Source organism: Nocardia sp. 348MFTsu5.1, assembly GCF_000383535.1.
GTDB classification, from domain to species: Bacteria; Actinomycetota; Actinomycetes; order Mycobacteriales; family Mycobacteriaceae; genus Williamsia; species Williamsia faeni.
This window is the reverse complement of the sequence record NZ_KB911517.1, coordinates 65,700-91,455: the sequence shown is the minus strand read 5'-3', so window position 1 is coordinate 91,455 and position 25,756 is coordinate 65,700. Positions and strand designations below refer to the sequence as shown.

Below are 25,756 nucleotides of genomic sequence, written 5' to 3'. Positions count from 1 at the left end.
ACGATCCCAGTTGACCGTCCGCGTCGACAACGACTATCGGTCAGACACCGGGCCGATGCCGGGCCGGGCGAGATCGGCCACACCGATGTCGCCCGTCGAGGCCGAGCCCGGCGGCATTGTGACGGGGACCGAAGAATCGGTGTTGGTCGGGGCGGACAGTGACGATGACATTCGAGTGCTGCGGGCCGTCTGATGTCGGATGATCTGGACAAAAAGCTTTGCCAAGGCAGGTCACGCTGGCGCTGAGATCGCTGCGTACCTACTGCGTACCGAGTGGGTATCGGCACGATGTGAGCGAGTTCAATCTCCCGAAAATAGCCTCTAACCTGCGTAAATGTGGTGCCCCCGGTCAGACTTGAAGGGACACTGGACGGATTTGAACCTGCCACCGTGGATGTGTGCAGATCGGGTTGCGGTGCACCGGGTCTCGTGAATTTCGGCGCTCGGCGCATTGGCGTGCAACCGCTGGCGGCAGATGGTGGTGCGAATCGGCACACGCGGCCGAGCCATTTGGCGGCGCGCAGCTGCCCAACGGGTACGTATCGAGAAAATCCGTCCAGTGGCGTTTCGATTGCGGATCTCTAATCTGGGTGTGCAGGGGGTGAAAGTTGGGAGAATCGGCTCAGATTCTTCAGATCCGTTGTGCGGGTACGGAATTACGATCCAGTCGGCTCGCCATAGGGCCCGCTACGTTGCTGGATGGTGGTAGCAGTCGTAGGCGTTCAATCCTCGCCAAATGGGCACTTCTGAAAGTTCCTGCGTACCCTCTGCGTACCCAACACTTAGCGGCCTTTAATGCACTTGCATATACCGCTCTGACCTGCGGTTTTGTGCCCCCGGTCGGACTCGAACTGACACTGGACGGGTTTTGAACTTGTGGTTGTGGATGTTTGCAGATCGTTGGCGCTATTGAGGGTCTATGAATCATGCAGTGGGGGAGCGTGATTCGTGTTTGCGGCGTTGAATAGCGTTGGGTGGTCTGGGTGCTACTGCGTACCCTCTGCGTACCGGTGCAGTATCTGCCTGCGACGAGAGTGGCGGCGTGACCTGCAACTCGCCGGGCCGTTGACTGAGGGTGGTGCTGGTCCGATCGGCGTATCCACGATTCTCTGCCGTGACGCAGTTGCCAGTTCGTCGGCCGTTCGTAATGCCCAGGGACAGCCAAGTGTGGCAACAGGTGGCACCCAGCTGGGCACCTGGTCATTGGCGATCGCCTCTGCCGGTTCGTGGCGGGGTTCTTGCCGATGTGGAACAGAGTTGACACTTGGGCAGGCAGGCGGCGTCGTGGTCGTTGGTGCCCTCGACCTGAAATATGAAAATACTTGATGTGGGGGAGCACACGAGTCTCCGTTGCAGCAACAGACGCACGCGGTCGTCACGGACAAATTGCATTTCGCCACACTGCAGACTGACTTCGCCCGCGGAGTCATCGATCGACATCCGGTGCTTGCGTTCTCTCGAACCTCGGGATGCGGCTCGAAAGTGTCAGTCCGCGTCCAGTTCACAGTCAATAGCACGTCGGACACTGCCCAGCTGTAGCCAGATTAATCATTCCTACACAGTGGCCCGACGAGTTGAAACGCCAAAGCCACTGTCACCACCGGGTTTTGCCAGGACAAGCCCTATGCCGGTTCGGTGAACTCGGTATCAAGGTGGGTGTCGAGGACGGATCGGCGGCGATGCTGACCACGCATCCGAGGTGGCCCTCGTTCTTTGTTGCCCGCCCCGACCCCCAGCGATCACACAGTTCGATCGTTCTGCGGACTACGCACTCACCTGACGTGACCGCGCTGGCTTTCGATCCGCTACTCGAATGTCAGGCAATTACCCTGACGGGGGTGTGTCACGTCCTTGGTGAATGCCTCGCGCATCTCGGCCTCGGTCCACAGGACGGTGTCACGGGGATGGAGGTTTTTGGGACTCTACAAACGCTGTGGCGCGCTGATCCATGCGTCCGCCGTACATCGTCGGCGTCGAGACATGGGTGGGGATGATCGTGATGATCACTCGCTCAGCGCCCGGTTCGTCAAGATCCATTTCCTTGCCGCTCATGCGGCCGACCAACTTCTTGCTCAGGGCGCGTGCCGGGTCTTCGGTTATTTGCGCATAGCCGCGAATCTCGATGTAGCGCGTCGGCGTTACCGGATCGACCGCGCAGAAGGTGACCTGCGGATTCGCCATGAGGTTGCGGTACTTCACGCGCGATTTTAGCGTGCTCAGGCGAACATGCTCACCGTCCCAGTCGAAGCCGACCGGGTTCGTCGAGATCAGTCCGTCCCTATGACTGATCGTGCTGACCATGGCCAGCAAAGCGGTCTCCAGGATACTGAAATGGGAATCGGGGATCGGAGCCTCTGGCAACTTGGCGGATGTCATATGCACAGTGTGCTCGATGAAAAGGCCACAGTGGCGGAAACGTATCAAAGGTGTTGAGACCGGCGGGTGTTTGCTCCTTGGTTTGACTGCACCGAAAACCTACTGACATGGTCAACCGGTGTGGTGGGCCGGAGGCCGTGTATTGAACACGTAGAACGGGTGGAGACCTAGTCCAATCCACCTCTGCCTCGGAGGTGACGTGCTCACGGTAGCGGTTCTCGTACTCGACGGGCGAGCAGTAGCCGATTGACGAGTACAGACGGTCGATGTTGTACCCAGTGCACGTAGGCCACGGTCTCGCGTTCCACTTCGGCCCGACCGCTCCAGGAACGATCCCGGTCGATCAGTTCGGTCGTGTACACGCCGATTGCTGATTCCATGAGTTGATCGCGTCGTGCGTCCCGTGTTCGACATGGGCGAGGGGTGGCTCATCTCGTACGGGGACGAATGATGGACTACGCCGAATTCGAGGGCGGTTTCGCGATGTTCAAGGCGACCCCGCAGGCGATCATCATCGGGAAACCTTTGGGCCAGAACACCATCCGAGACACATGTCGGGTCACAGTGGTGGCGATCAAACGACCCGCGAGGCTTCACGCACGCCACCGCCGATACCGTCGTCGAGTCGGGCGACACGATCATCATCGTCGGCCAGGTCGGCGATACCGAACGCTTCCGCGACCTGATGTAAGGGCCGCGGACGATCGGTCCTCGTCTGTCATGGCGCGACGGTAGGGCCGCGCCTCGACAGACGCAGTGACGCAGTAGATTTGGGGTATTTCTCCTTGTGGCTGCCGGAGTACGCGGAGTCGACTAACTTCGAACTGCGGGCGCCGGGCATCTGGCGCTGCAGGAGGCCGGCGACGTTCTGACGCGACATTGGAAGTGAGAACGTGGGGGAGTGGTATCGAATGGTAACAAAGTGCTATTAGCACCTTGCATGCACGCAAGGTGCTCGAACGGCCTACGCGGATACGCAGGGGTTGACAGCTCACCAGGACCTCAACCCACCGAAGGAGTCGCCGGATGTGTCCTGGCTTCTTTGTGAATTGCTCTATTTATGAACACCGGATGAACAGACGAACAGCCGAGGGCCAACAGTTCCGGCCTCTGCTCCCCCCGCGAGGGTGCCGCACACCGCTCAATGTCACGTCGAGTTCGGCGAAACACCTGTCGCATGGGCCGTTGCTTCCTCTCGAAGTCACCCGTGCCAGCGATCGTCTACCCGACGTGGTGGTGAGTGTCGAAATAACTACTGCCCCAACGTAAGTTAATGTTCACATTCATCCCACCAAGACCACCCGGACCACAGCATCCCAGACGCAGGGTCGATTCGCGACTGAACCAACAATGCCTGCGCATCAGTACCGCAGCCACCGAAGGACGTACGGAAAATTTACCGAACTCCATGAAATAGAACGCGAGTCATTTTCGCTTCGAGGTGCGCACTTCTTGCACGTGACGTATAACTAAACGTACGTGACCGGTTCGTGATGTGGGACACGTAGCCGATCGCGAGCGGCAGGTGTATTTTGCCCTCCGACTGCTTCTCCCGAGAGTTCGGGGTTCTGAAAATGAAGGGCCGCTATTGATGTTGTTGCCGATGTCCCCGACCGATTCGATGTTCTTGCTAGGAGAGTCCCGCGAGCACCCGATGCACGTCGGGGCTCTGGCGCTGTTCACCCCGCCTGACGATGGCGACGCGGCTGATTTGTCCGCGCTGTTCGAGGACGCGCTGGCCCAGGATGTGGTGGCACCGCTGTTTCGGAAGATGGCTCGACGCTCGGTGACCTCACTCGGTCAGTGGGGCTGGGATGTCGAGACCGAGATCGACCTCGGTCATCACGTCCGCCGCGATGCCCTGCCGAGACCCGGTGGCATGGCTGAACTGATGGTCCTGGTTTCCCGTTTACACGCAAACCTCCTCGACCGCGGTCGGCCACTGTGGGAGATGCACCTGATCGAGGGATTGGACGATGGCCGGTTGGCCGTATACGTCAAAATCCATCACGCACTCGCCGACGGTACGGCGGCAATGAAACTGCTGCGTAGCGCACTGAACCAGAACCCGGACGAGCGCGGCATGCCCGCACCGTGGGAGCCGCCGGTGGCAGCGACTGCCGGGCCCCGGCCCGCCTCGAATGACGGTGCGCCCGGTACCCGTCTACTGCAACTGCCGGGCGCAGCTTCATCCACCGTCCGCAATGCAGTGGGCGAGATTGCGGGATTGGTGCCGGTGCTGACCCGGACCGTGAATCACGCCGTACATGGCCGCGGTGGTCCGGTGTCGTTGACGGCGCCGCACACCCTGCTGAACGTCCCGATCAGTGGTGCGCGGGACTTCGCCGCCCGCACCTGGCCACTGGAACGGCTCCGAATGATCGCCAAACACGCCGACTCCACCATCAACGATGTGGTGCTGGCCTTGTGTTCTGGGGCGCTGCGCACCTACCTACACTCTCTGGACGCATTGCCAACCGACCCGCTGGTCGCGATGGTCCCGGTCTCGTTGCGCGGACAATCCGAATCCGAACCCGAATCCGGGAATCGGCTCGGGCTCCTGATGTGCAACCTGGGCACCCACCACGCCGATGCCGGTCAACGCCTGGCAACCGTGCGCACCAGCATGAACGAAGGCAAAGCGACACTGCGCAGCATGAGCCAGATGCAGGTACTGGCGACGAGCGCCCTCGGCGTCGCTCCGCTCGCCATGGAAATGCTGGCCGGGCGGCGCGGGCCGTGGCGACCCCCGTTCAACGTGGTGATCTCCAACGTCGCCGGCACTTTGACCCCGCAGTACTGGAACGGTGCCCGGCTCGACGGCTTTTACCCGCTGTCGATCCCCACCGACGGTCAGGCGTTGAACATCACGTGCACCAGCACCGATGACCAGGTCGTCTTCGGGCTTACCAGCTGCCGACGCACCGTGTCTGACCTGGCCACGATCCTCGACCACCTCGATACCGAACTTGACGCCCTGGAGCATGCCGTCGGACTGTGAGCCGTCGATGATCCGACCGTCGACCCGCCGCCACATCGGCCTACCACGACAGGAATCCACGATGGGCGATGTTCGCCAACGACCACCTATCGGTCCGGGACCGACGTCTTTCAACGGTTGATCGCCTTCTATTCGTTGGTGAGAATACGTCGGGCGCGATCTGCTGGCTGACCGCGTCGGCTTCGTTGATCTGCTCCGCCCAGAATGAAAGCACCACGCGGGCAAGGGCGGCCGGTTGCTCGAGCCCGGTGGCAATCGTGACGGGGACCGAAGAATCGGTGTTGGTCGGGGCGGACAGTGACGATGCCACTTGAGTGCTGCGGGCGTCTGATGTCGGAAGATCTGGACGAATATTTTGCCTAGGCAGGTCACGCTGGCGCTGAGATTGCTGCGTACCTCCTGCGTACCGAGTGGGCATCGTCAAGATTTGAGCGACTTCAATGTTCACAAAAATAGCCTCTTACCGGCGTAAATGTGGTGCCCCCGGTCAGACCTGAATGGACGCTGGACGGATTTGAACCTGCCGTTGTAAATGTTTGCAGATCGTCGCGGTGCGCGGGGTCTGGTGAATTTTGGCGTTCGGCCCAACGGGTACGTATCGGGAAAATCCGTCCAGTCGCCGTCTCGATTGCGGATCCCAAATTTGAGTATGCGGGGGGTATAGTTGGGAGGCTCGGCTCAGATTCTTCAGATCTGTTGTGCGGGTGGGGAATTGCAATCCAGTCGGTTCGCCATGCGGCCCGCTGCGCTGTTCGGTCGTGGCCGCACTGCTGGGCTTCCTACCCCGCCAGAACGGCCACTTCCGAAAGTTCCTGCGTACCCTCTGCGTACCCAACGCATAGCGTTCGTTAATGCACTTGCATATAACGCTCTGACCTGCGGTTTTGTGCCCCCGGTCAGACTCGAACTGACACTGGACGGGTTTTGAACTTGTGGTTGTGGAAGTTTGCAGATCGTTGGCGCTGTTGAGAGTTGATGGATTGTCTAGTGGCGGAGCACCTTTCGTGTTTGCGGTGTTGGACAGCTGTTGGCCGGTTTCGAGGCTACTGCGTACCCTCTGCGTACCGGGCTCCGAGTCTTCGGATGAACGAGGGCTCTGATGAAATGATACAGCTGTTGACCTTCGTCCCAGGGAGATCGGCGCCGGGGTCGTCCACGACGGTGTCGGGGCTGTCGTTCAATCGAGCGAGCTGTTGCGAGGTTCTGGCCGAGTCCTCGGGCGTCCGTCGATCGGCGTGTACACCTCATCTTCGACATCGGCGGGCACTCGCTTGTTGCGACGAAGGCCGTCGCCCGGCTCAGCGCACGCGTGGGCCGACGCGACCTGCCGCATCGCAGAAACCTGGACTGCGAGCCTGGACGACGCACATGGTTCCACCAGAACCCCCAGGCTGCCTGCTGCGCTAAATCCAATTAGCGCACAGGAGGCAAGTCCTGCGCCTGCACGAACAGTCGTATTGAGCTGAGGGGTTCTCCCAGCTGGCGGCGGTGCGTGCGAGGTGTCGGGCAGGGGCACTGATCAAATTGAGGTTCCCCGATTCGCGTGCCAGAAAGGTGCAATCCGTTTCCTGACGACCGCTAACTAGACGTCGTGTCGTGCGCTCTTCTTGGCGAGGCCGTTGGAAGCGAGGAAAACAGCGTTGCGACGCCGGGGATTCGATTCAGCGGAATCGAGAGAATGACAACGTCAACAACTTTCACCACTTCGGTCACGGGAACCGCTGTTGCGCCCGACGACAATGCGTGGGCGTCGATCGTTTCAGGCCCGCGGGAATTTGCCACCTTCACATCGTGTCCGGCAGCACTGAGTCGATGGCTCAGGGTCTTACCGATACTCCCGGCCCCGACGATACCGATTTTCTACGTGAGCACTCCTTCTCAGACCAACGGTGGGGCCGTACTGTGATTTCATCTAGCGTCCGCGCGGAGAGAGGGCACTCAACAACGAGGCGATGTTGTCTGCAGCGGGGAGTTGGGCTACCTCGGACACGATGCGATCCGCGGTATCAGCGCCCATGGCTGGATCGACAAGTGAATGGAACTTGGCGACAAGGGTTTCCCAGCGTTGGCCCAGCTCGTCGGCCGGTGTGTGTCGATTGACGTCCACCTCGGCGACCTTCTCGGATCCGTCGGAGAGGGACACCCGAACGATGGACGACCGGCTGTTGCCGGAGCGAGCCTCTACCTGCACGCGGTCACGGAGGGCGACGATCCGCGGATCGATCAACGTGGCCTGCGAAAAAGCGTCTTCGCTGAGGTCGCCCGTCACAAACGCCATGGCTGTGGTGAACCGGAGGCTGAACTTCCCTTCCAGCGGTGTGGAAGGTTCGGCGATATTGCACACTCGAAGGTGTCCCGCCGGGACGAGCACAGTGATCGATTCGATCGATTCGGGTTGGACTCCCGACTTGCGCAGTGACAACACACCTTCGATCGCCGAGTGCGTCAAATAGCATGCCGCGTGGTACTTGAACAGGACTTCGGTGATTGCGCGCTCGGTCCAGGTCCACACCTCGGAGGTGCCGCCGGCATCGGACTGCGTGTCGCAGAAGCCTTGCGTCGTGCCGAGCACATCGACGTGAGCGGTGACCCCGCGAGCAGCCAAAGTTGCTGCCCGCAGACCGTTCTCGGCGGCCGCACCAACTTGCAGGGGCTTGGTCATCGTGCCGAACATCGATTTAAGGCCGGCGGCGCGTGACCCGGCGATACCGAATGCGTGCGCCCACTGGTCCTCATTGAGTCGGAGCAGGTGAGCGACCGCTGCAGCCGCGCCGAACGCGCCGACCGTGGCTGTTGCGTGGAAGCCGCGCGCATAGTGCGACGGCTTCATCAGCTGGCCGATCAGTGCTTCGGTTTCGAACCCTGACACGAAGGCCGCAATGAAATCTCGTCCACTGATCGCCGTGCCTTCCGCGGCAGCGATGAGTGCCGGCAACAACGGAGCGGACGGGTGCCCGTCCATCCGTGACACGACATCGTCGAAGTCGATGGCGTGGGCTGCCGTGCCGTTCACCAGAGCGGCCTGGGCCCGAGAGACAACTTCTCCGGTGCCCCACAGGGTGGCCTGGGGATTGCTGCCTTCGTCGAGCACATCGGCTCGCACACAGGTGGTCACCGGTTCATGGATCCCACCGATGGCCACCCCAAGTGTGTCGAGAATGCAGTGCAGTGCACCGGTGACCACATGCTCGGGTAGATGATCGAGGTTCCGAACCCGCCTGATGACGTCGCTGGTGAGTGTCTGCTCAACTGTCCCGACAGTGGGGGACTGGTCGCTGTCGGGTTCACTCATCGTAGGTGCCTCACCATCATGAATCTATTTCTCCCACCGGAATATTCGGTACGAACATCACACTGACGCCTGCGCACTTCGCCGGCGGATGAGCGTCGAGCGCTCGCCCTCGAAGACAATGCGTCCGTCGTTCCTGCGGCCCCAATGCCGGAACACCACGGTGCCGGGTGCGGCCGGGTCGATGTCGGGCGTCACCGAGACGACCTCGGTGAAGGCCTCGATGGTGTCGCCGTGATGTACAGGTGCGCGAAAACGCAACCGCGACCAGCCCAACTCGGCTGCCGCGTGTTCGGCGGTGTCCTGCGATGCCAGACCGTAAACCAGGGATGCGGTGGCAAGGCCGAACACCAGACGCTCGTTGCCCAGCGGCGAGCCTTTCAGGAAGTGGTCGTTGAAATGCGCCTGAGCGGTGTTCATCACCTGCTTGGCCGGTCCACTCCCTTCGACCTCTCCGACGGTGGCTGCGCGTGAGTGCCGCAACTTCTGACCGGGATGGAAGTCTTCGAACCACCCACTGGGGCCGAGTAGCGCATCGTGGTCGTTCTGGTGGTCAGCCATCGCTGCCGTCCCCCTTTGTATTTGGTGAGTTCAAGACGTTTTCGTGCGCTGCGGACCACTCGGCGAGCACGGTGTCCACGTCGTCTTCGCCGAGTTTGGGACCGCGTCCACGGACCAGTGCGGGCGTGGAACTGAACTTGATCGGTGAGCCGGCAATGGTGACCGGTGTATCGGAACCGGGCTGTTCGACTTCGACAAGCATCTCGCGCAGGCGGACATGCTCGTCGTTGAAGATGTCGGCAGCGTCGTTGACGGGCCCGATCGGCACACGGCCACCGAGCACTTCGACGACCGCTGAGGTTGTCTGGTCAGCGAGCCACGCCCCGAGAATCTCCCGGACTTCGACGATATTGGCCAGGCGCGCAGCGTTGTTGACAAATCGCGGATCGTCGACGAGGTCGTGTCGATTCATCGTCTCGGCGAGAATGCGCCAGTGGTTGTCACTGGGCGCCGCGACGGCCATCCAACCGTCGCGGGTTTGCATGATGTCGAAGGGTGCCAGCAGCGGGTGTCCATTTCCCATGGGACGCGGGACAATTCCCAGATAGGAGTGCTGGTAGACGATACGTTCGCACATGGCGAGGACCGCGTCGTACATGGCCACGTCGACGAATTGCCCTTCGCCGGTGTGTTCGGCGTGCCGCACCGCGGCAACAACACCCAAAGCGAGTAGAGCGCCCGGAAAGATGTCGCCGATGCCCGGCCCCGACTTCAGGGGCGTTCCGTCGAGCGGTCCGGTGATTCCGGCAAAGCCGCCCATGGCCTGGGCAACGATGTCGAAGGCCGGCCACGTTTCGTACGGGCTCTTACCGGATCTGGCGTCGCCGAAACCTCGCAGGGCCGCATAGACCAGTCGCGGATTCAGTTCGGCGAGGGTTTCGTAGCCCAATCCCATGCGTTCCATGACGCCGGCCGAGAAATTCTCCACAACCACATCGGCAACCTGGACCAGTTCTCGGAATTTTGCCGATCCCGCATCGCTTTTCAGGTCCAGGACGATGCTGCGCTTGCCTCGGTTGACCGATTGAAAGTAGCCACCGAGTGCCTGGTCGGGGTCGTCGCCGTCCCGGTAGGGCCCAAGACCGCGGGTTCGATCCCCGGTCTTGGGCTCCACCTTGATGACGTCGGCCCCGAGGTCGGTCAGCAACATGGTGGTGAAGGGTCCGGCAAGCATCGCGGTCAGGTCGAGTACCTTGATGCCGCTCAGGGGACCGACGGCGGGGGCTGCCGTCATGCGACACCACATTGACGGGCGCGTTCCAGGACACCGACGAAGATGCGTGCGGTCGCGGCGTCAATCATCATGCCGCCGACCGCCGCGGCGCCGAGTCCCGCCGCCTCGGCCTCCTGGACTGCCTGGACCGCCGCGGTGGCACGTTCGATCTCGACCTCAGTCGGCGCGAACACCTTGTTTGCAATCGCGATCTGGCTGGGGTGGATGGCCCACTTACCCACGCTGCCCAGCGTAGCGGCCCAGTTCGACTCACGCTCGTAGCCGTCCGGGTTGGAGATGGCACCGAAAGGCCCGTCGATGGCATCGAGGCCGTTGGCGCGCGCCGCTCCGATCATCCGGTTGCGAGCGTAGTGCCACACGTCTCCGGGGTAGCCATAGTTGCCTTCGGATGCAGCGCCGATGTGCCCCAAGCGAATTCCCTGGCTGGCCGACAGGTCGCCGACGCCAAGGATCAGTGCTTCCAGGCGCGGCGAGCACGATGCGATGTCCTCGACACAGGACAGGGCCTGGGTTTCTTCGATGAGCACCTCGAGTTTGATCCGGCCCACTTCGAGTCCGAGGCTGGTCTCGAGTTGCGTGAGGAGATCGTCGACAAACCACACGTCGCGGGGGCTGTATACCTTGGGGATGATGATGACATCGAGGTTTTGACCGGCCTCGGACACGATGTCGATGAGGTCTCCGTTGCACCACTGCGTGCTGACCGGGTTGATGCGGACGGCGCGGGTCTTGACTCCCCAGTCGAGTGTGTTCAGACCTTCGATGATGTTGCGGCGAGCGGGAACCTTCTGCGCCGCGACGACGGAGTCCTCGAGGTCGAGGAAGACCAGGTCGGCTTCGCTGGCAGCAGCCTTCGCGATCATCTTGGGGCTGTGTCCCGGGGTGGAGAGCTCGCTACGTCGAAGACGATTGTTAGACATGGGGTTTCCCTACGTTGTTGTGGATGATCGGTCGCGGGTGGCGACCAGGTTCGTGCGGACGAACTCGACAACTGTCTCGCCGTCCTGATTGGTTGCGGTGGTGTGCCAGGTCACGATGCCGACGCCCGGTTTGCTGGACGAGAGGCGCATCTCGGTGACGCGTGAGCTGGCCACGATGGTGTCGCCGGGGTAGGCGGGGCGCAGGAAGACGCAGTCGTCGATGCCGAGGAATGGACCACCGCTTTCGCTGAGGTCTTCGACGGACAACCCCACGGCGGTGCACAGCACCAACATCGGGTTGAGGACCATGTCCCGGTGGCCTTGGGATCGGGCGTATTCGGTGTTCAGGTGCATCGGCAACCAGGCACAGGTCGCCGTGGAGAATGACACATTGTCGGCTTGCGTCAGTGTTCGACCCCAGTGGTGGGTCATTGTCTGGCCGACCGTGAAGTCCTCGTATTTGTTGCCCTTGGGGACGAGTGGAAAGGAGTCGAGGTCGGGGTCGCCGAGGTTGCGCGCGCCCTGCGATGGTCCTTGTCCGACGGAAGCGCCGGACGCAGATTCGTGCGGGGCTGGAGCCCGGACGGGGTTCGAGTTCATGTATTACATGATGACGACAAATTAAAGTTTGTCAACGAACAAGTTTTGCCGGTTTGATGAAAGTGCAGGTGGAGGCGCAATTCTGGACTCGTTCGTCGGCGCCCGGGTGTGTAGTGGGTCGTGCCACGCAAATAATAGTTGGCTGATCACTTATTAAACTGTTATGGTCCAGGTCACGTTGGCGCGATGACGAACGCCACGTTCTGTGACGGCGGGAGCGGTAACGGTCCCACCAGAGAGGAGCTCCACGTCGTGAAGCCAAATGCCTGTGTAGTGGGCTTGGGCACCAGTGAACAGATAGGCGCACCGGGGCGAAGTCCACTGCGGTTGCAGTTCGAGTCGTTCCGCGCTGCGCTGCGCGACGCCAACCTCGACAAGGCAGACATCAACGGACTGGTGACCGCATGGGGTGCACCTCGAGGCGTTGATTACGACGAGTTCGCCGTGGCCGCCGGTCTCGATCTCACCTGGGTCAGTCAGCTGTGGACTCATGGCCGGTGGACAGCAACAACGGTGCAGCAGGCAGCCATGGCTGTCACGATGGGACTTGCCGACGTGGTGGCGGTGATCAACAGCTCCGTATCGGCCACGGGTTACGCCCGGGAACTGACGCCGATGAAGAATCCGCTCGGGGGCATGGACGAATCCCTGCGCGATGGCGGTGGACCCTACGCAAACTGGACGCTGCACGGATCGCAAGGTGCGGGAGCCGGAGCCGCACTCGCCACGCAGCAATACATGGATCGTTACGGTGCCACCTCCGCAGACCTTGCTGCTATCCCGGTGACTCTGCGCCAGTTCGCCCACCAGAATCCGTTGGCGGTGTTGCGCGACGAGGACCTGACCGTCGAGCAGTACCTGGAGCAGCCCGAGTTGCTCGGGCCGCTTCGGCAGGCCGACATCTGCCAGATGGTCGACAGTTCGACCTGCTTGCTCGTCACGACAGAAGAGCGCGCCGCCGATCTCGGGCGCCCGGTGGTGCACATCGCGGGCATGCAGGGGATCCCCTCCAGTCGCGACAATTTCTCCTTCTTTTCCCGCCCCGGAATGGGCGCAGGCATGAGCGCCAGCTACGACTACGTGGCGCCAGCGACATTCCCCGTTCTCGAGATGGCCGGCATCGCCCGCGACGATCTGGACGGCTTCTATACCTATGACCCGTTCTCGCACCTGGTCTGGATGGGGTTGGAGCGCTGGGGTTTCTGCGCTGCGGGCGAAGCTGCCGACTACTGCCGCGAAAAGGGCATCGGCTTGGACTCCCCGCTGCCGATGAACACGTCAGGTGGAAGCCTTGCCGAGGGTCACCTGTACGGCTACGGACACATGCTCGAGATGGTCCGGCAGTTGCGGGGCGAGGCAGGCGTGCGCCAGATCGGGGGCGCGAAGTCGTTGCAGTGGGGTACCCCGTGGGGAGACTCCCTGGTGTTCACGAACGAAAAGGTGAGCTGAAATGACCTCAGATGACAGAGCCGATTCCGCAATCCGGCTGCAGAAGATCGCGGCCGCGCCGGGTCCGGGTCAGCACGTACATCCCGATGTCGCCGGCTTTTGGGAGTCACTGAATAGCGGCTATCTGTCGGTGCAACGCTGTGGTGAGTGCGGAACGATTCGGTTCCCCCTGTCGACCAACTGCCAGCAGTGTCTGAGCGGCGACTACGAGTGGGAGCCCATCGACCCGAATGGCACGGTGAACGTTGCCATCCGCGTGCATGACGCGGTCGCAAATCTGCCTGCAAGTGGCGCGGCGCTTCCCGAACCTTGGCGCAGTATGGCGCCTTACCTGACTGGTGCAGTTGACATGGTGGCCGGAATTCGGCTCCCGGGCCGAATCTTCTGCACCTGCAACCAAGCATTGACGCCGGGCACTCCGGTGCGAGCGATATTGCTCGACACCACCGACGGGCCCACCGTCTACGGATTCGCACATGGCTGTATCGATAGTGACAAGGAGATTTGATGAGTGTGAGCGAGGTGTCGACTTCGGCATCACAAGGATTTTCGATCGGGATCGACGTGGGCGGTACGTTTACGGACCTTGCTTGCGGTGACGGCGAGTCGTTGTGGCGCGCCAAGTCCCCGACAGACCCACAGAACTTCGGCCGCGGAGTGCTCGGCGCCTGCAAGCTTGTAGCCGACCAGATCGGCTTGGATCTCGGTACCTTCCTGAACAAGGTGGAACGTTTCGGGCTGGGCACCACCGCCGTGACCAACGCGCTGGTTGAAAAGCAAGGTGTCAAGGCCGGACTTCTCACAACCGCCGGTTTCGAGGACACCATCGCCATGGCACGGTCACGTCGTGTCTCGAGTGAAGGCTTCTTGGTCCCGCCCTGGAGTCCCATCGAGCGATCCGCTGTTGTCGGGATCTCCGAACGTGTGGATCGCGACGGAAAGGTGCTGCAACACGTCGATCTCAACGCGGTCCGCGTGGCCGTGGACGAACTCATCGAAACCCACCAGATCGAAGCTCTCGCAGTGTCGTTCCTGTGGTCGTTCAAGAACTCTGACAACGAACTCTCCGTGGTTGAGTTCCTCCGCACGGAATATCCTTCGATTCCTGTGTTCAGCGGCGTCGAATTGCACCCGAGTATCCGTGAATACGAACGGACTCTGGTGGCGGCGGTCAACGCGGTCATGAGCAAGGCTCTCGACGGAATCGAGGCGCTGGCACAGAAATTGGCCGACAGTGGCCTGCGTGTTCCGTTGCTGCTGCTGCAAACAAGTGGTGGAACGGTCACCCTGGCCGAGGCGCGCCGTTCGCCTGTCATCCTGGTCGCGTCCGGGCCGGCGGCCGGCGTCATGGCGGCGGCGGAAGTCTGTGCGACGGAAGGCATCACGAATGCCATCTGTGGCGACATGGGCGGAACGAGCTTCGACCTCGCAGTCATCGCGAACGCGCTCCCGCAGCGTTCCGAGCGCGGGGAGCTGCACGGGATGATTCTCGCTCAGCCCAGGATCGACACCCTGTCCATCGGTTCCGGTGGTGGCTCGATTGCATGGGTTGACGCTCGCGGACTGCTGCGAGTTGGGCCTCGCTCTGCGCGGGCATGGCCCGGGCCGGCCTGCTACGGCAACGGCGGCACCGACGCCACGATCACCGACGCGTTGGTTGTGCTCGGCTACATCGATCCGAGTAGCTTTGTCGGCGGCACGATGACCCTCGACCGCGACGCAGCGCTGAAGGTCTGTGGAACTCTGGGTGAGTCGCTCGGACTGTCAGCAGAGGCGACGGCGTGGGGCATCCGCGAGATCGCGCTGGCAGAGATGACCAAGGCAACTCGCTTGCATGCCGGCGCCAGTGGCCTCGATCCACGGACCCTGACCCTCATCTCGTATGGCGGCAGTGGTGGCTTGTTCACCGCAAGCATTGCGGCAGAAGCGAATATCCCACGTGTCGTTGTTCCTCCGGCAGCATCTGTTCTGTCTGCCTTCGGTGCGGCGTCGGCTGACGTGCGACGCCAGCGGATCAAATCGGCAGATGTGCTGCTCGACAGAGCGGACGCCGAGGGAATCGCAGCGGACCTCGAAAAGCTCGGTACGGGTGTCGCCAAGGATGTCGGTGATGACGGTGTGCCCGAACAAGATTGTGTCGTCACCTACGACGTCGGTGTTCGCTTCTTCCGGCAGACGTCCGAGGTATCGGTGCAACTCGAATCCACAGCGTTCGATGCGGAAGCCATTCGCACTGCCTTCCTCGAGCAGTACGCTGCCCGCTACGGCGTCGGAGCCATCGGTCGGGATGCCCAACTGGAGGTGACGTTCCTGCGGGCCGTTGCGACCGGCCGGTTGCCCCGAGCTACGTTCCCGATCGACACCAGCACCCGGACGAGCGGAGCGGTGAAGCCCGCGTCGTACCGCACCGTGTTCCTCGACCGCGATGGAAGTGTGCAGGTCCCTTGCTACCGCACCCCGGATCTGATTCCCGGAGACCGGATCGACGGCCCGGCCCTGGCCGATGACGTCGACACCACAGTCTTCATTCCCCGCGGCGCCACCCTTGTGGTCGGTGAACGCCGCTCTCTTCGATTGGATGTGAATACCGATGCAGCTTGACAACATCGCGGTTGAGGTCTTGCGACACCAGCTCGAAGCCTTCTGTGGCGAGGGTGCTGCAACGATCAAACGCACGGCAGTGAGCCCGTTGGTCGTTGAAGGCGGCGACTACTCGTGCACCCTGCTCGATGCCAAGGGGAAGCTGGTGACCGGCGGCGGTCACATCGCGTACCACTTCTATGCGGCCACCAACGCCATCGCGGGTGTGTTCATCGAACACGGCGACAACATCCAAGACGGCGATGTGTTCATGGCCAACGACCCGCACCGTGGTGGCGGGCTCCATGCTCAAGACGTGTTCATCATGAAGCCGGTGTTCGCGCAGGAACGACTGGTTGCCTGGATGGCCAACTCGTCGCACTTGGTGGATGTCGGAGGGATGGCACCGGGCTCGTTCGCCCCGAATGCAACCGATTGCTACCAAGAGGCGATTCGGCTGCCCGCGGTCAAGATCACGGCCGCCGGCGTCGAGCAGCGCGACACCTGGAACATCCTCCTCAACAACGTCCGCATGGCACATCTCGTGGAGATGGACATCCGAGGACTGATGGCCGGCGTCGACGTCGGTGCAGCAAAGTTGCAGGAGCTGGCGCAGCGTATCGGCGCAGACGCACTGCAGGAGGGTTTCGACGAGCTCAATCGTCGTACCGAAGAAGCGGTTCGACGCGAGATTGCCCTCCTCGAAGACGGTGTTTATCGGTCCACCAGCTGGACGGAATGGAACGACGAGAAGTTCCGTATCCCGTGTACGACCACCGTCGAGGGTGATTCGATCAAATTCGATTTCACTGGTACCGCGCCCCAGACGACGCACTTCTTCAACTCGAAGGAGTACATCATCAAGGGCAAGATCGGCGTCGAACTCCAGCGCCTGATCGGACAGGAACTACCCCTCAACCAGGGGTACTACGACGCGATCAGCGTGTACTGCCCCGTCGGCAGCATGCTCAACTGCACCCACCCGGCACCGGTGGGAGCCGCTCACCTCGCGGCGTCGCACGACGCCAGTGAGGCCGCGCTGCGCACCTTCCATCAGGCGGTCGCCGCCTCGCCGGACAGTCAGAGCCGACCCTACCTGTCGAGTTCGCAGACGATGTCCGCAAACTGTGTGGTCACCTTCTCCGGCAAGGGACTCTCCGGTGCGACCGACTCGTGGATCATGATCGACGGCACCGCAGTCGGTTCTCCGGCAGGCAACGACCGCGACGGCACCGATTTCAACTTCTATCTGGTTGGCAAGCAGGCGGCGATCCAGACGAACGACGTCGAGGTCACCGAGTCCTGGTACCCGCTGCGCTTCGACTACCGGCGCCGTTCGACGGGCGTGTCCGGCGCCGGCGAGTACCGCGGCGGCCGGGGCGTGGACTTCGCCTTCACCGTCGATGGTGCCCCGGAATTGACCGGATCGAGCATCGGTGGGCACAACGTGATCCCGATGGCCAGTACGGCGGGTGCCGACCCCGGTCGTCCCACGACGATCGAGCTGCGTGACCCCGAGGCCGGTGCCACCGAGATCTCCACGCTGACACAGGGATTCAAGCTGCCGGAAGGGCATAGTTACGCCATCAAAGCTGCCGGCGGCGGCGGCTGGGGCGACCCGCTCGATCGCGACGCCTCCGCTGTTCTTGCTGATGTCGAAGCCGGCCTGTTCACTGCCGAGCAAGCGAGTGATGTGTACGGTGTCGATGTTTCGGACCTCACCACCTCGCGTCGTGCCGAACTGCTCGAGCAACGGTTGGCGCAGGCGCGCCCGGCGCTCGATGCTCCGGATCAAGACGCTGCGGATGGTATCGAGTCGAGTCGGCCGCTGCCGATCGCGCCGGGTGTCGAGCAGCGTGGCGGCTTTGCCGTCAGCGTCCGCTCGGGTGCGGTCCTGGCGAAGGCTCCGGGACATTGGAGCGACGGCTGCCCGGTGCTGGTGGAATCGGTGAACGAGGGTGTCGAAACCCGCAAGTACCTCGATCCGCGGACCGGCCACATCCTGCACACCGAGGTCGCGACTTCGGATGAGCCCAGGAGCTTCGAGTCGAATCCGGCGCGTTGGCTCAATTGGACTGCCGGACAGGAGAACTGAGATGGACAAGAAGGTCATCGTCGTGGGAGGCGCCAGCGGTGTGGGTGCGGCCTGCGTGCGGTCCCTGGCCGCGGCAGGCGCTTCGGTGGTCTCGCTCGACCGTTCCGAGGAACAGGGCCGGAAAGTGGCAGAGCAAGCCGGACAACGCTTTCGGCTGTGCGATGTGACCGCCCGTGACCAGGTGTTCGACGCCGTCGATGGAGCAGCAGCCGATATGGGCGGCCTCGACGCACTGGTTCACGTTGCCGGCATCCTGGTGCAGGGTCCGGCCGAGGAAGCAACCGACGCGGATTGGTCCCGTGTCATGGACGTCAATGGCCGGGGTCCGATGCTGACGAACCAGGCTGCCCTTCCGCATCTCAAGAAGGGGGAGCGGAGTAGCATCACGAACTTCGCCTCGTCGGCTGCGCTGACCGCATATCCGAATGGCGCGGTATATGCGGCGTCGAAGGGCGCCGTGACAGCTTGGACCCGAACGATCGCAGTCGAGTGGGCGAAGTACGGGATCCGTGCAAATGTGGTCCACCCGTCGGCTGCGACGTCGATGCTCGAACAGCATCTGAGCAAGATGAATGATGAAGAGAAGGCTACCTACGCCGAGGTGATGCGGCAGAAGGTACCGCTCGGCGGTGAGTTCGGGGACCCGGATCGAGACATCGCACCGGTCATCACCTTCCTGGTCGGTGATGGTGCGCGGTTCATGACGGGACAGAACGTCGCAATCAACGGCGGCTACTACATCTGAATCATGCATTAGTGCACTACAAATCGTGGTGGCGTCCGGGGTGATCCCCGGGCGCCACCACCTTTGTGTCAGGTGCGTTCGCGGTACGGGGAAATGTGATCGCACACGCGAAAAAGGTCGGCCTTCCCGATCCGCACGAGGTGGTGTTCGACCACATCTCGGGGATCGGAAAGGCTCGACCTTTGCTTGTTGCTCAGGCGGAGACGGCTACTGCATCTGTATCCGAGGACTGTGCCGCCGCAATACTTCTCAGGGCCACCTCGGCGAGATGCTCGCTCTCATCTCCGAGGAGCAGCCGGTCAACCTTCGCGCGGCGCCAGTACAGGTGTGCGTCGTGTTCCCAGGTGAAACCGACGCCACCGAGTACATGGATCAGGCTTTCGCAAACGGTCTGGAACGTGTTCGCGCAGTAGGCTTTCGCAGCCGACGCGGCGATGGGTAGCTGGTCGGGCGCGTTATCGGCTGTCCAGGCCGCCCACCACACGAGGGACCGCAGTTGATTGACGGCAACCCAATCGTCGACCAGTCGGTGCTTGACGGCTTGGAAGCCGCCAATCTCTCGGCCGAATGCCTTGCGGTCCTTGGCATGTTCGACACCGAGCTCGACAACGCGGTCGGCGGCACCAAGCCCCTCTGCGGCAAGCACCACACACGCGATGTGTTTCGCCTTCTCCCACCGGCTGCGGGCATCGCGCTGGATGATCTCCGACGACGTCAGTTCGACATAGCCGATGCCGCGTGTTGCGTCGATGGCCTCACCGGGTGTCACCATGCCTTCTCCGAGGACAAGATCGTCTCCGTCGAGAGCGAGGAAATGGGTTGCACCGACGACGTCCATCGAGGGGATGGAACCACGGGGGGTACCGTCGATGACCGCCAGCGCCAAGCGCCCGTCGCTGATGGCTTGTAGGCGCTCGGTATCGCCTTCCAGCAGGACTGCGGTCCGCGCTGCAGTGGCAAGCGACGGGCCGGCAAGCTGTCGTCCGGCTTGTTCGGCAACAAGCGCCATGTTGAGGAGCTCAGCTCCGATGCCGCCGGCTTCCTCGGGGATGGTCAACGAGGAAAAGCCCAACTCGGCGAGCACTTTCCGGCCCGGTGCTGCCTCGCCGGGGTTGTCGAGCAGTGTCCTTGCGAACTCTGGTCCGGCGTGCTCGGTGAAGAACTCGCGCGAGTGTTCGGCGAAGTTCCTCTGCTCGTCGTTGATGTCAAAATCCATGAGTGCCTTACCTGCTCTCGGCTTGCTTGGTCTGGGGCGGTGTGCGATCCGGTGCGAGTCTCAATACGCGCTCACCGATGATGTTGCGGAGGATCTCGTCAGCGCCGCCGGCAAGCGCGATGCCGGGGGTCGAGGCCTGGGATGTCGCCCAACGCCAGTCTCCGTCGCTCGACCGCGCGAAGACAGCATCATCGCCGAGGAGGCGTTGACCGAGGTCTGCGGTTGCGTGCGCGACCCGGACGGCGGTCAGCTTCCCGGCGCTGGCTTCAGGACCAGGGCGACCGCCCTTTTCCATACTTGTCTGCAAGCGGTAGCCGGTGTACCTGGCCGCCAACGACTCAACCAGTACCTTGCCGAGCGCTTCGACAGCGAGGGTGCGCCGGTCGTCGCTGAGTTGGGGGAGTCGTTGCGCCGCATGCGCTGTCAACGCGTCGCTGCGAACACCGATCTCGCCGCCGCCACCGCCAACCGCCATCCGCTCGTTCATCAACGTGGTCAGGGCGACGCGCCATCCGTCATCGACGTCGCCGAGACGTTCGGAATCGTCGATCACGACATCGTCGAAGAACACCTCGTTGAAACTCTGATGGCCATTCATCTGGCGTAGCGGGCGAACGGTGACGCCAGGTGCGTGCATGTCGACGACAAACATCGTCAGGCCGCGGTGCTTGGTTGCCTCGGGGTTGGTGCGGCACAGCAGGATTCCGTATCGGGAATACTGAGCGAGAGTGGTCCAGACCTTCTGTCCCTGGATGTGCCAGCCGTCATCACGGCGCACTGCTTTGGTTCGAAGGGCCGCCAGGTCGCTGCCACTTCCGGGTTCGCTGAAGAGTTGGCACCAGATGTCATCCGCGCGGAGGAGTCGACGGATGTAGCGCTCTTTCTGGTCCTCGCTGCCGTGACGGAGGACAGTTGGCCCACACATGCCCAGGCCGACGTGTCCGATCGGCCCGGCAACCCGGGCGCGATGCATTTCTTCGTTGACAACGGCTTGCTGTGCGTTGGTGCGGCCGCCACCGCCGTAGGCCTGCGGCCATGTCAGACCGATGAGGCCTCCGTCGAAGAGTACGGCCTGTGTGTGGCGAAGCTCGTCGACCCTGTCGGTTCCCGGCTCCTCCAGGTATGCGCCGTCACCATGCGCGAGTTCGCTGTCGTGTTCGGCGAGGAACTTCCGTACCGAAACACGAAGGTGGGCCTGGTCGGGGGTGTCGTCAAAGTCCATGAATCGTCTCTCTGATGCGTAGCGCAGCCGGTGGAAGGAGGCTCGCGGCTCGGCTTTTGCGGCCCGATGGCGTGACTGCCGGGGCCAGGAGCGGATGCGCCGGAATTGAATTTAATTGCCCATAGACAGTCATAGCGCACTCGGACGCCGAAGTGAAGGAAAATCTTTGTTGGTTGACAAATTAAAAATTTCGGGCATGCTGAGTGAATGAACAGCAGACGGTCAGGGTCGACCGAGCAGGAGGTGATCTCGTGAAGAAGTACGGCCACTGGATTGGCGGTGCCGAGCGCGTTTCGGAAGATGGCGAGCGAATTGCGTCGACGTCGCCGTGGACGGGTTCGACGGTTGCAGAGATCGCGGCGGGCGACCGCTCCGACGTGGAGGCGGCAGTTGATTCAGCGTCAGCCGCATTCACGGCGTGGCGCACCCTCAAGCCGGGCGTACGTGGACGATTGATGGCCGACATCGCCGATGGTCTGCGCGCTGAACGAGAGTTGCTCGCCCAGCTCGAAGGCGATGAGGCCGGCAAGCCGGCTGCGCAGTCGCTCCGTGAAATCGAAGCCGCTGCAAGCTACTTCGACTTCTATGCCGGATTGGCCAACATTCCGGCGGGTGAGGTGATCGACCTCGGTCCGGGGCGGCACGGCTATACAACGCATGAGCCCTACGGTGTGATCGGCGTGATCACGCCATGGAATGCGCCGCTCAATCAGGCTGCTCGGGCAGTGGCGCCCGCATTGCTCGCAGGCAACGTTGCCGTGGTCAAACCGTCGGAGTTCACGTCCGCGACCACGCTCGAGCTTGCTCGCATCGCGACCGAGGCAGGCCTTCCGGACGGTGTCCTGAACGTCGTGACAGGCACCGGACAAGGTGCGGGCCAACCACTCGTCCAACATCCTGACGTGCGCAAGCTGGCCTTCACCGGTTCGCTGCGGGCCGGACGTCAGATCGGACGTGTCGCCGCAGACCGCATACTGCCGCTGACCCTCGAGCTCGGCGGGAAGTCGGCCAACATCGTTTTCGCCGACGCGAACCTCGCTGAAGCCGCCGCCGGAGCGGTTCGTGCGTTCACGGCGAACGCCGGCCAGATCTGCAGTGCGGGAACCCGTTTGCTGGTCGCCGAAGACATCCACGACGAGCTTGTTGTCCTCCTGCTCGAGGAGGTCAAGAAGGTGCGGCCAGGGGAGTCCTATGGCCAGATGACCACCGAAGAGCAGTTCAACAAGGTCAAGACCTATTTCGATGTTGCCCGCGAAGATGGAGCGACTCTCGCTGCCGGCGGTGCCGCGACGGGTGAGGGGTGGCTCGTAGAGCCGACCGTCTACACCGAGGTGACCAACACGATGGCGATCGCACGCGAAGAAGTGTTTGGACCGGTGCTCGCCGTCCTCAAGTTCAAGACCGAGGACGAAGCCATCTCAATCGCAAACGATTCCGAGTTCGGCCTCGCCGCAGGCGTGTGGACGGGCGATGTGGGCCGAGCCCACCGCGTCGCGTCTCAGCTGGAGGCAGGGCAGATCTACGTCAACGACTGGTTGGCAGGTCTGGTCGAGGGGCCGTTCGGAGGCGTCAAAAACAGTGGATATGGAAGAGAGAAGGGTATGGAGGCATTGCGCCATTACACGCAAACCAGGTTCGTGGTGGTGAAGCTGTGAGCGCGCAGTTCAATCCGCTCGAGGCGGAGTACATCGAACTTCAAGACCGCGCCCGTGTCCTCGCCGACAGCGCCCTGTCGCACGCAGAACGCGCCGATGAGAGCGATTCGGTCGACACCGAAGTTCTCAAGCTCCTCAAAGACAGTGGCCTTGCGGCCGTGCAGGTTCCGGCCGCATACGGGGGTCATTTCGAGAGTCCCGACTCGCTCGGTGTGACTATCGTGCGCGAGCAACTCGCGGCGTCTTCGAGCCACCTCGATTCACTCTTCGCGATGCAAGGCATCGGAAGTTACGCGATTGCGGTCGGGGGCTCCGATGAGATGAAGGAGCACTGGCTTCCGCTGGTCGCCGGTATGGACGCGATCGCTGCCCTGGCTCTCACCGAGCCGGATGTGGGATCAGATCTCAAGGCGCTGTCCACCACGATCGTGGCCGACGGTGACCATGTCATCGTCAACGGGACAAAGAGTTTCATCACCAACGGTGGCGACGCCAGCTACTACTGTGTACTCGGCAAAGAGAACGCTGCAGACGGTGGTGTGGGCTACTCCCTGGTCTTGGTTCCCGCCGACACGCCTGGGGTCACCACAAGTCGGCCCCACCAGATCATCGCTCCACATGTGTTGGGCGACATCGTATTCGACGAGGTCCGAGTGCCGAGCTCACATCGGCTCGGTAACCCCGGTAGAGGTTTCTCTCTTGTGCTAGCCACTCTGGCGACCTTCCGGGTGTCGGTGGCCGGCGCTGCCATCGGTTCAGCTCAGGCTGCGCTCGACGACGCGCTCGCGCACACCACCGGTCGTGAACAATTCGGGGTACCCCTCGCCCGTCTTGGTCCGGTGCCTCAGATGTTGGCGATGTCGTGGACCGAGATCGAGATGGCCCGGACGTTCACCTACCAGGTTGCCCGCGCCGCTGCGGCTGATCCGCTCGGCAGTCTCCACCTGTCATCGATGGCCAAGATCGGCGCAACAGAAGTTGCCGGCCGTGCCGTTGACCGCAGTGTGCAGGTCATGGGTCGGTTCGGTCTGATTCGTGGATCGCGGATCGAACGTCTCTACAGGGCAGCCCGCCCGATGCGTGTGTACGAAGGTGCGACCGAGGTGTTGCTCGACTCGCTGTCAAAGAAACTCATCAAGGAGCACGCCCGGTGATCATCGACGCGCACTGCCACGTATGGCCCGACGAGATCGCTCGCAAAGTGCTGGCTGATCGTCCTGTCGGTTTGGATCCGGTGCATGACGGCACCCTCGACGGCCTGCGTCGCACAATGGACGCTGCCGGCATCGACATGGCAATGACCCTCGCTGTCGCCAACGTCGGTAAGAATGTCTGGCGCACAAACGAATTCGTCGGCAAGGTCGATCGATCGCGTTTCATTCCGTTCGGTACGGTGCATCCCGATCTGTCTGTGGACGAGAACCTCGTGGCCCTCCGGGACAACGGCGTGGTCGGCGTGAAGCTGCATCCACTGTTTCAATCGGTGGCCTTTGCCGATGCCCGTACGCGTGAGGTTCTCACGGCGCTCGCCGAAAACGACATCCCAGTCATCGCGCACGTTGGCTCCGGTGGAGACGCGCACCAGAATGAGCGCGGCGCGCCGAAAGACCTCCACGCCATGCTGACTGAAGTCAAGGGTCTGCGCTTCATCGCCGCCCACTATGGCGGCTACCAGGTTCTCGACGAGGCCGAGCAATGGTCCGTCGGAACCGATGTCCACCTCGAGACATCGTGGCCACCCAGTATGGGCACGCTTCCCAAGGAGCGGATCATCAACATCATTCGGCGGCACGGGGCCGACCGCGTGGTGTACGGATCCGACTGGCCGATGACGGACCCCGCTACGGAGATCGCTGCCATCAAGGCACTCGGTCTCACCGCTGAGGAAGAGTCCGGAATCCTCGGGGGCAACCTCGCTCGGCTCCTGCGGATAGAGCCGAAAGCAATCGCATAAATCAACGGGAACTCGATTCGAGCGGCAAACCCTCGACCGCTTCGAATCACCCACTACCTTTCTGGAGCTGACCGTGACTTCAACGGACACCCTCGTCGAGCAACCGGTGCTCGTTTCCGACAACAACGGCGTACGCACGATCACGCTGAATAGGCCCGCCGCGCGTAACGCGGTCAATCTGGATATGTCTGCGGCAATCGATGCGGCATTGACCGAGTTCGATGAACGGCGCGACCTCGCCGTTGCGGTTCTGGCGGCAAACGGTCCCACGTTCTGCGCCGGCATGGACCTCAAGGCGTTTCTGCGTGGGGAGCGGCCGATCACCGCGCGTCGCGGGTTCGCCGGTATCGCTCAGGAGCCGCCCCGCAAGCCGATCATCGCGGCCGTCGACGGGCCCGCTGTCGCAGGTGGTTTCGAGATCGTCCTTGCGTGCGACATGATCGTCGCAGCAGAAAACGCGTTCTTTGCATTGCCAGAGGTCAAGCGCGGACTTGTCGCGGCCGGTGGTGGACTCTTGCGACTACCCGGGCGTCTGCCGTACCACGTGGCGATGGAACTGTGCCTCACCGGACGGCAGATCTCTGCAAGAGAAGCCGAACGCCTCGGATTGGTCAACAAGATCGTCGCGCCGGGCACAGCCGTCGCGGCCGCCCTGGAACTCGCCGCCGACATCGCGGCTTGCGGCCCACTTGCTGTTGCGGCTACCAAGCGGATCCTGCAGGACAGCCCGAGTTGGCCTGCAGCAGAGGCCTTCGAGCGGCAATCCGAGCTGACCGCGCCCGTGCGGTCCTCGGCAGATGCCAAAGAGGGTGCGCTCGCCTTCACAGAGAAGCGCGCACCGGTATGGACGGGCGCGTGA

The 25,756-nt window shown here is 62.4% G+C and carries 20 protein-coding genes and 2 pseudogenes; 12 read left to right on the top strand and 10 right to left on the bottom strand.

The features are described 5' to 3' along the window. Positions 1-10: 10 nt before the first annotated feature. Entirely contained in the window at positions 11-193 is a 183-nt protein-coding gene (locus tag H290_RS0117530; RefSeq protein WP_020108128.1) for a hypothetical protein, read from the top strand. Between the two features lie 1,703 nt (positions 194-1,896). Here H290_RS0117530 and H290_RS28980 read toward each other — a convergent pair. Together H290_RS28980 and H290_RS31210 are read right to left on the bottom strand one after the other, a co-directional pair. Then, complete coding sequence (locus H290_RS28980) at positions 1,897-2,376, bottom strand: PPOX class F420-dependent oxidoreductase (RefSeq protein WP_020108126.1); 480 nt, start codon at positions 2,374-2,376, stop codon at positions 1,897-1,899. 178 nt (positions 2,377-2,554) lie between these two features. Beyond that, positions 2,555-2,777: pseudogene (locus H290_RS31210) on the bottom strand (IS3 family transposase); the annotation flags it as partial. Between H290_RS31210 and H290_RS31710 the strand changes: the two are divergent. Both H290_RS31710 and H290_RS0117505 read left to right on the top strand, forming a co-directional pair. After that, positions 2,759-3,067, top strand: a pseudogene (locus H290_RS31710) (TrkA C-terminal domain-containing protein); the annotation flags it as partial. The pseudogenes H290_RS31210 and H290_RS31710 overlap by 19 nt on opposite strands. Before the next feature lie 900 nt (positions 3,068-3,967). After that, complete coding sequence (locus H290_RS0117505; protein WP_020108125.1) at positions 3,968-5,377, top strand: wax ester/triacylglycerol synthase family O-acyltransferase; 1,410 nt, start codon at positions 3,968-3,970, stop codon at positions 5,375-5,377. Positions 5,378-6,955: 1,578 nt separating this feature from the next. Here H290_RS0117505 and H290_RS32050 read toward each other — a convergent pair. From H290_RS32050 to H290_RS28965, 6 genes are all read right to left on the bottom strand, one after another. After that, positions 6,956-7,228, bottom strand: a complete 273-nt coding sequence (locus H290_RS32050) for an NAD(P)-binding domain-containing protein (protein WP_369758833.1) — start codon at positions 7,226-7,228, stop codon at positions 6,956-6,958. Between the two features lie 61 nt (positions 7,229-7,289). After that, positions 7,290-8,669, bottom strand: coding sequence for an MmgE/PrpD family protein (locus H290_RS28970; protein ID WP_020108123.1), 1,380 nt, complete (start codon positions 8,667-8,669; stop codon positions 7,290-7,292). Between the two features lie 57 nt (positions 8,670-8,726). Next, on the bottom strand, positions 8,727-9,227 hold the full coding sequence (locus tag H290_RS0117490) for a MaoC family dehydratase (RefSeq protein ID WP_020108122.1): 501 nt from the start codon (positions 9,225-9,227) through the stop codon (positions 8,727-8,729). Further along, entirely contained in the window at positions 9,220-10,461 is a 1,242-nt protein-coding gene (locus H290_RS0117485; RefSeq protein WP_020108121.1) for a CaiB/BaiF CoA-transferase family protein, read from the bottom strand. The genes H290_RS0117490 and H290_RS0117485 overlap by 8 nt, the downstream gene beginning before the upstream one ends. Next, positions 10,458-11,381 (bottom strand): CoA ester lyase, encoded by a 924-nt coding sequence (locus H290_RS0117480; RefSeq protein WP_028463332.1) that lies wholly within the window; start codon positions 11,379-11,381, stop codon positions 10,458-10,460. Before H290_RS0117480 ends, H290_RS0117485 begins: the two co-directional genes overlap by 4 nt. A gap of 9 nt (positions 11,382-11,390) precedes the next feature. Beyond that, positions 11,391-11,981 (bottom strand): MaoC family dehydratase, encoded by a 591-nt coding sequence (locus H290_RS28965; protein ID WP_020108119.1) that lies wholly within the window; start codon positions 11,979-11,981, stop codon positions 11,391-11,393. 186 nt (positions 11,982-12,167) lie between these two features. Between H290_RS28965 and H290_RS0117470 the strand changes: the two genes are divergently transcribed. From H290_RS0117470 to H290_RS0117450, 5 genes are read left to right on the top strand one after another with little or no spacing between them, the layout of a single operon-like run. Beyond that, on the top strand, positions 12,168-13,430 hold the full coding sequence (locus tag H290_RS0117470; RefSeq protein WP_155976901.1) for a hypothetical protein: 1,263 nt from the start codon (positions 12,168-12,170) through the stop codon (positions 13,428-13,430). 1 nt (position 13,431) lies between these two features. Continuing rightward, the gene (locus tag H290_RS28960) at positions 13,432-13,938 is read left to right on the top strand and encodes a Zn-ribbon domain-containing OB-fold protein (RefSeq protein WP_020108117.1); all 507 of its coding nucleotides are present in this window, start codon (positions 13,432-13,434) and stop codon (positions 13,936-13,938) included. After that, the gene (locus H290_RS0117460) at positions 13,938-16,031 is read left to right on the top strand and encodes a hydantoinase/oxoprolinase family protein (protein WP_020108116.1); all 2,094 of its coding nucleotides are present in this window, start codon (positions 13,938-13,940) and stop codon (positions 16,029-16,031) included. The genes H290_RS28960 and H290_RS0117460 overlap by 1 nt, the downstream gene beginning before the upstream one ends. Then, positions 16,021-18,105: a hydantoinase B/oxoprolinase family protein gene (locus H290_RS0117455; protein ID WP_020108115.1), complete on the top strand. Its 2,085-nt coding sequence runs from the start codon at positions 16,021-16,023 to the stop codon at positions 18,103-18,105. The genes H290_RS0117460 and H290_RS0117455 overlap by 11 nt, the downstream gene beginning before the upstream one ends. A 1-nt stretch (position 18,106) precedes the next feature. After that, complete coding sequence (locus tag H290_RS0117450; RefSeq protein WP_020108114.1) at positions 18,107-18,850, top strand: SDR family NAD(P)-dependent oxidoreductase; 744 nt, start codon at positions 18,107-18,109, stop codon at positions 18,848-18,850. A 193-nt stretch (positions 18,851-19,043) separates the two neighbouring features. Here the strand turns inward: H290_RS0117450 and H290_RS0117445 are convergent, their stop codons facing one another. Together H290_RS0117445 and H290_RS0117440 are read right to left on the bottom strand one after the other, a co-directional pair. Then, positions 19,044-20,066, bottom strand: a complete 1,023-nt coding sequence (locus tag H290_RS0117445) for an acyl-CoA dehydrogenase family protein (protein WP_020108113.1) — start codon at positions 20,064-20,066, stop codon at positions 19,044-19,046. Between the two features lie 7 nt (positions 20,067-20,073). Continuing rightward, positions 20,074-21,288 carry an acyl-CoA dehydrogenase family protein gene (locus H290_RS0117440; RefSeq protein WP_020108112.1) on the bottom strand — a complete coding sequence of 405 codons (1,215 nt, stop codon included), beginning with the start codon at positions 21,286-21,288 and terminating at the stop codon, positions 20,074-20,076. A gap of 251 nt (positions 21,289-21,539) precedes the next feature. On the opposite strand from H290_RS0117440, the gene H290_RS0117435 reads away from it, so the two are divergent. The 4 genes from H290_RS0117435 to H290_RS0117420 all read left to right on the top strand — a co-directional run bounded on the left by H290_RS0117435 (position 21,540) and on the right by H290_RS0117420 (position 25,756). Next, complete coding sequence (locus H290_RS0117435) at positions 21,540-22,943, top strand: aldehyde dehydrogenase (RefSeq protein ID WP_036519435.1); 1,404 nt, start codon at positions 21,540-21,542, stop codon at positions 22,941-22,943. Continuing rightward, positions 22,940-24,097 carry an acyl-CoA dehydrogenase family protein gene (locus H290_RS0117430; RefSeq protein ID WP_020108110.1) on the top strand — a complete coding sequence of 386 codons (1,158 nt, stop codon included), beginning with the start codon at positions 22,940-22,942 and terminating at the stop codon, positions 24,095-24,097. The genes H290_RS0117435 and H290_RS0117430 overlap by 4 nt, the downstream gene beginning before the upstream one ends. Beyond that, a complete protein-coding gene (locus H290_RS0117425) occupies positions 24,094-24,897 on the top strand; it encodes an amidohydrolase family protein (protein ID WP_020108109.1) in 804 nt (267 codons plus the stop codon). Before H290_RS0117430 ends, H290_RS0117425 begins: the two co-directional genes overlap by 4 nt. Before the next feature lie 73 nt (positions 24,898-24,970). Then, positions 24,971-25,756 carry a crotonase/enoyl-CoA hydratase family protein gene (locus H290_RS0117420; RefSeq protein ID WP_020108108.1) on the top strand — a complete coding sequence of 262 codons (786 nt, stop codon included), beginning with the start codon at positions 24,971-24,973 and terminating at the stop codon, positions 25,754-25,756.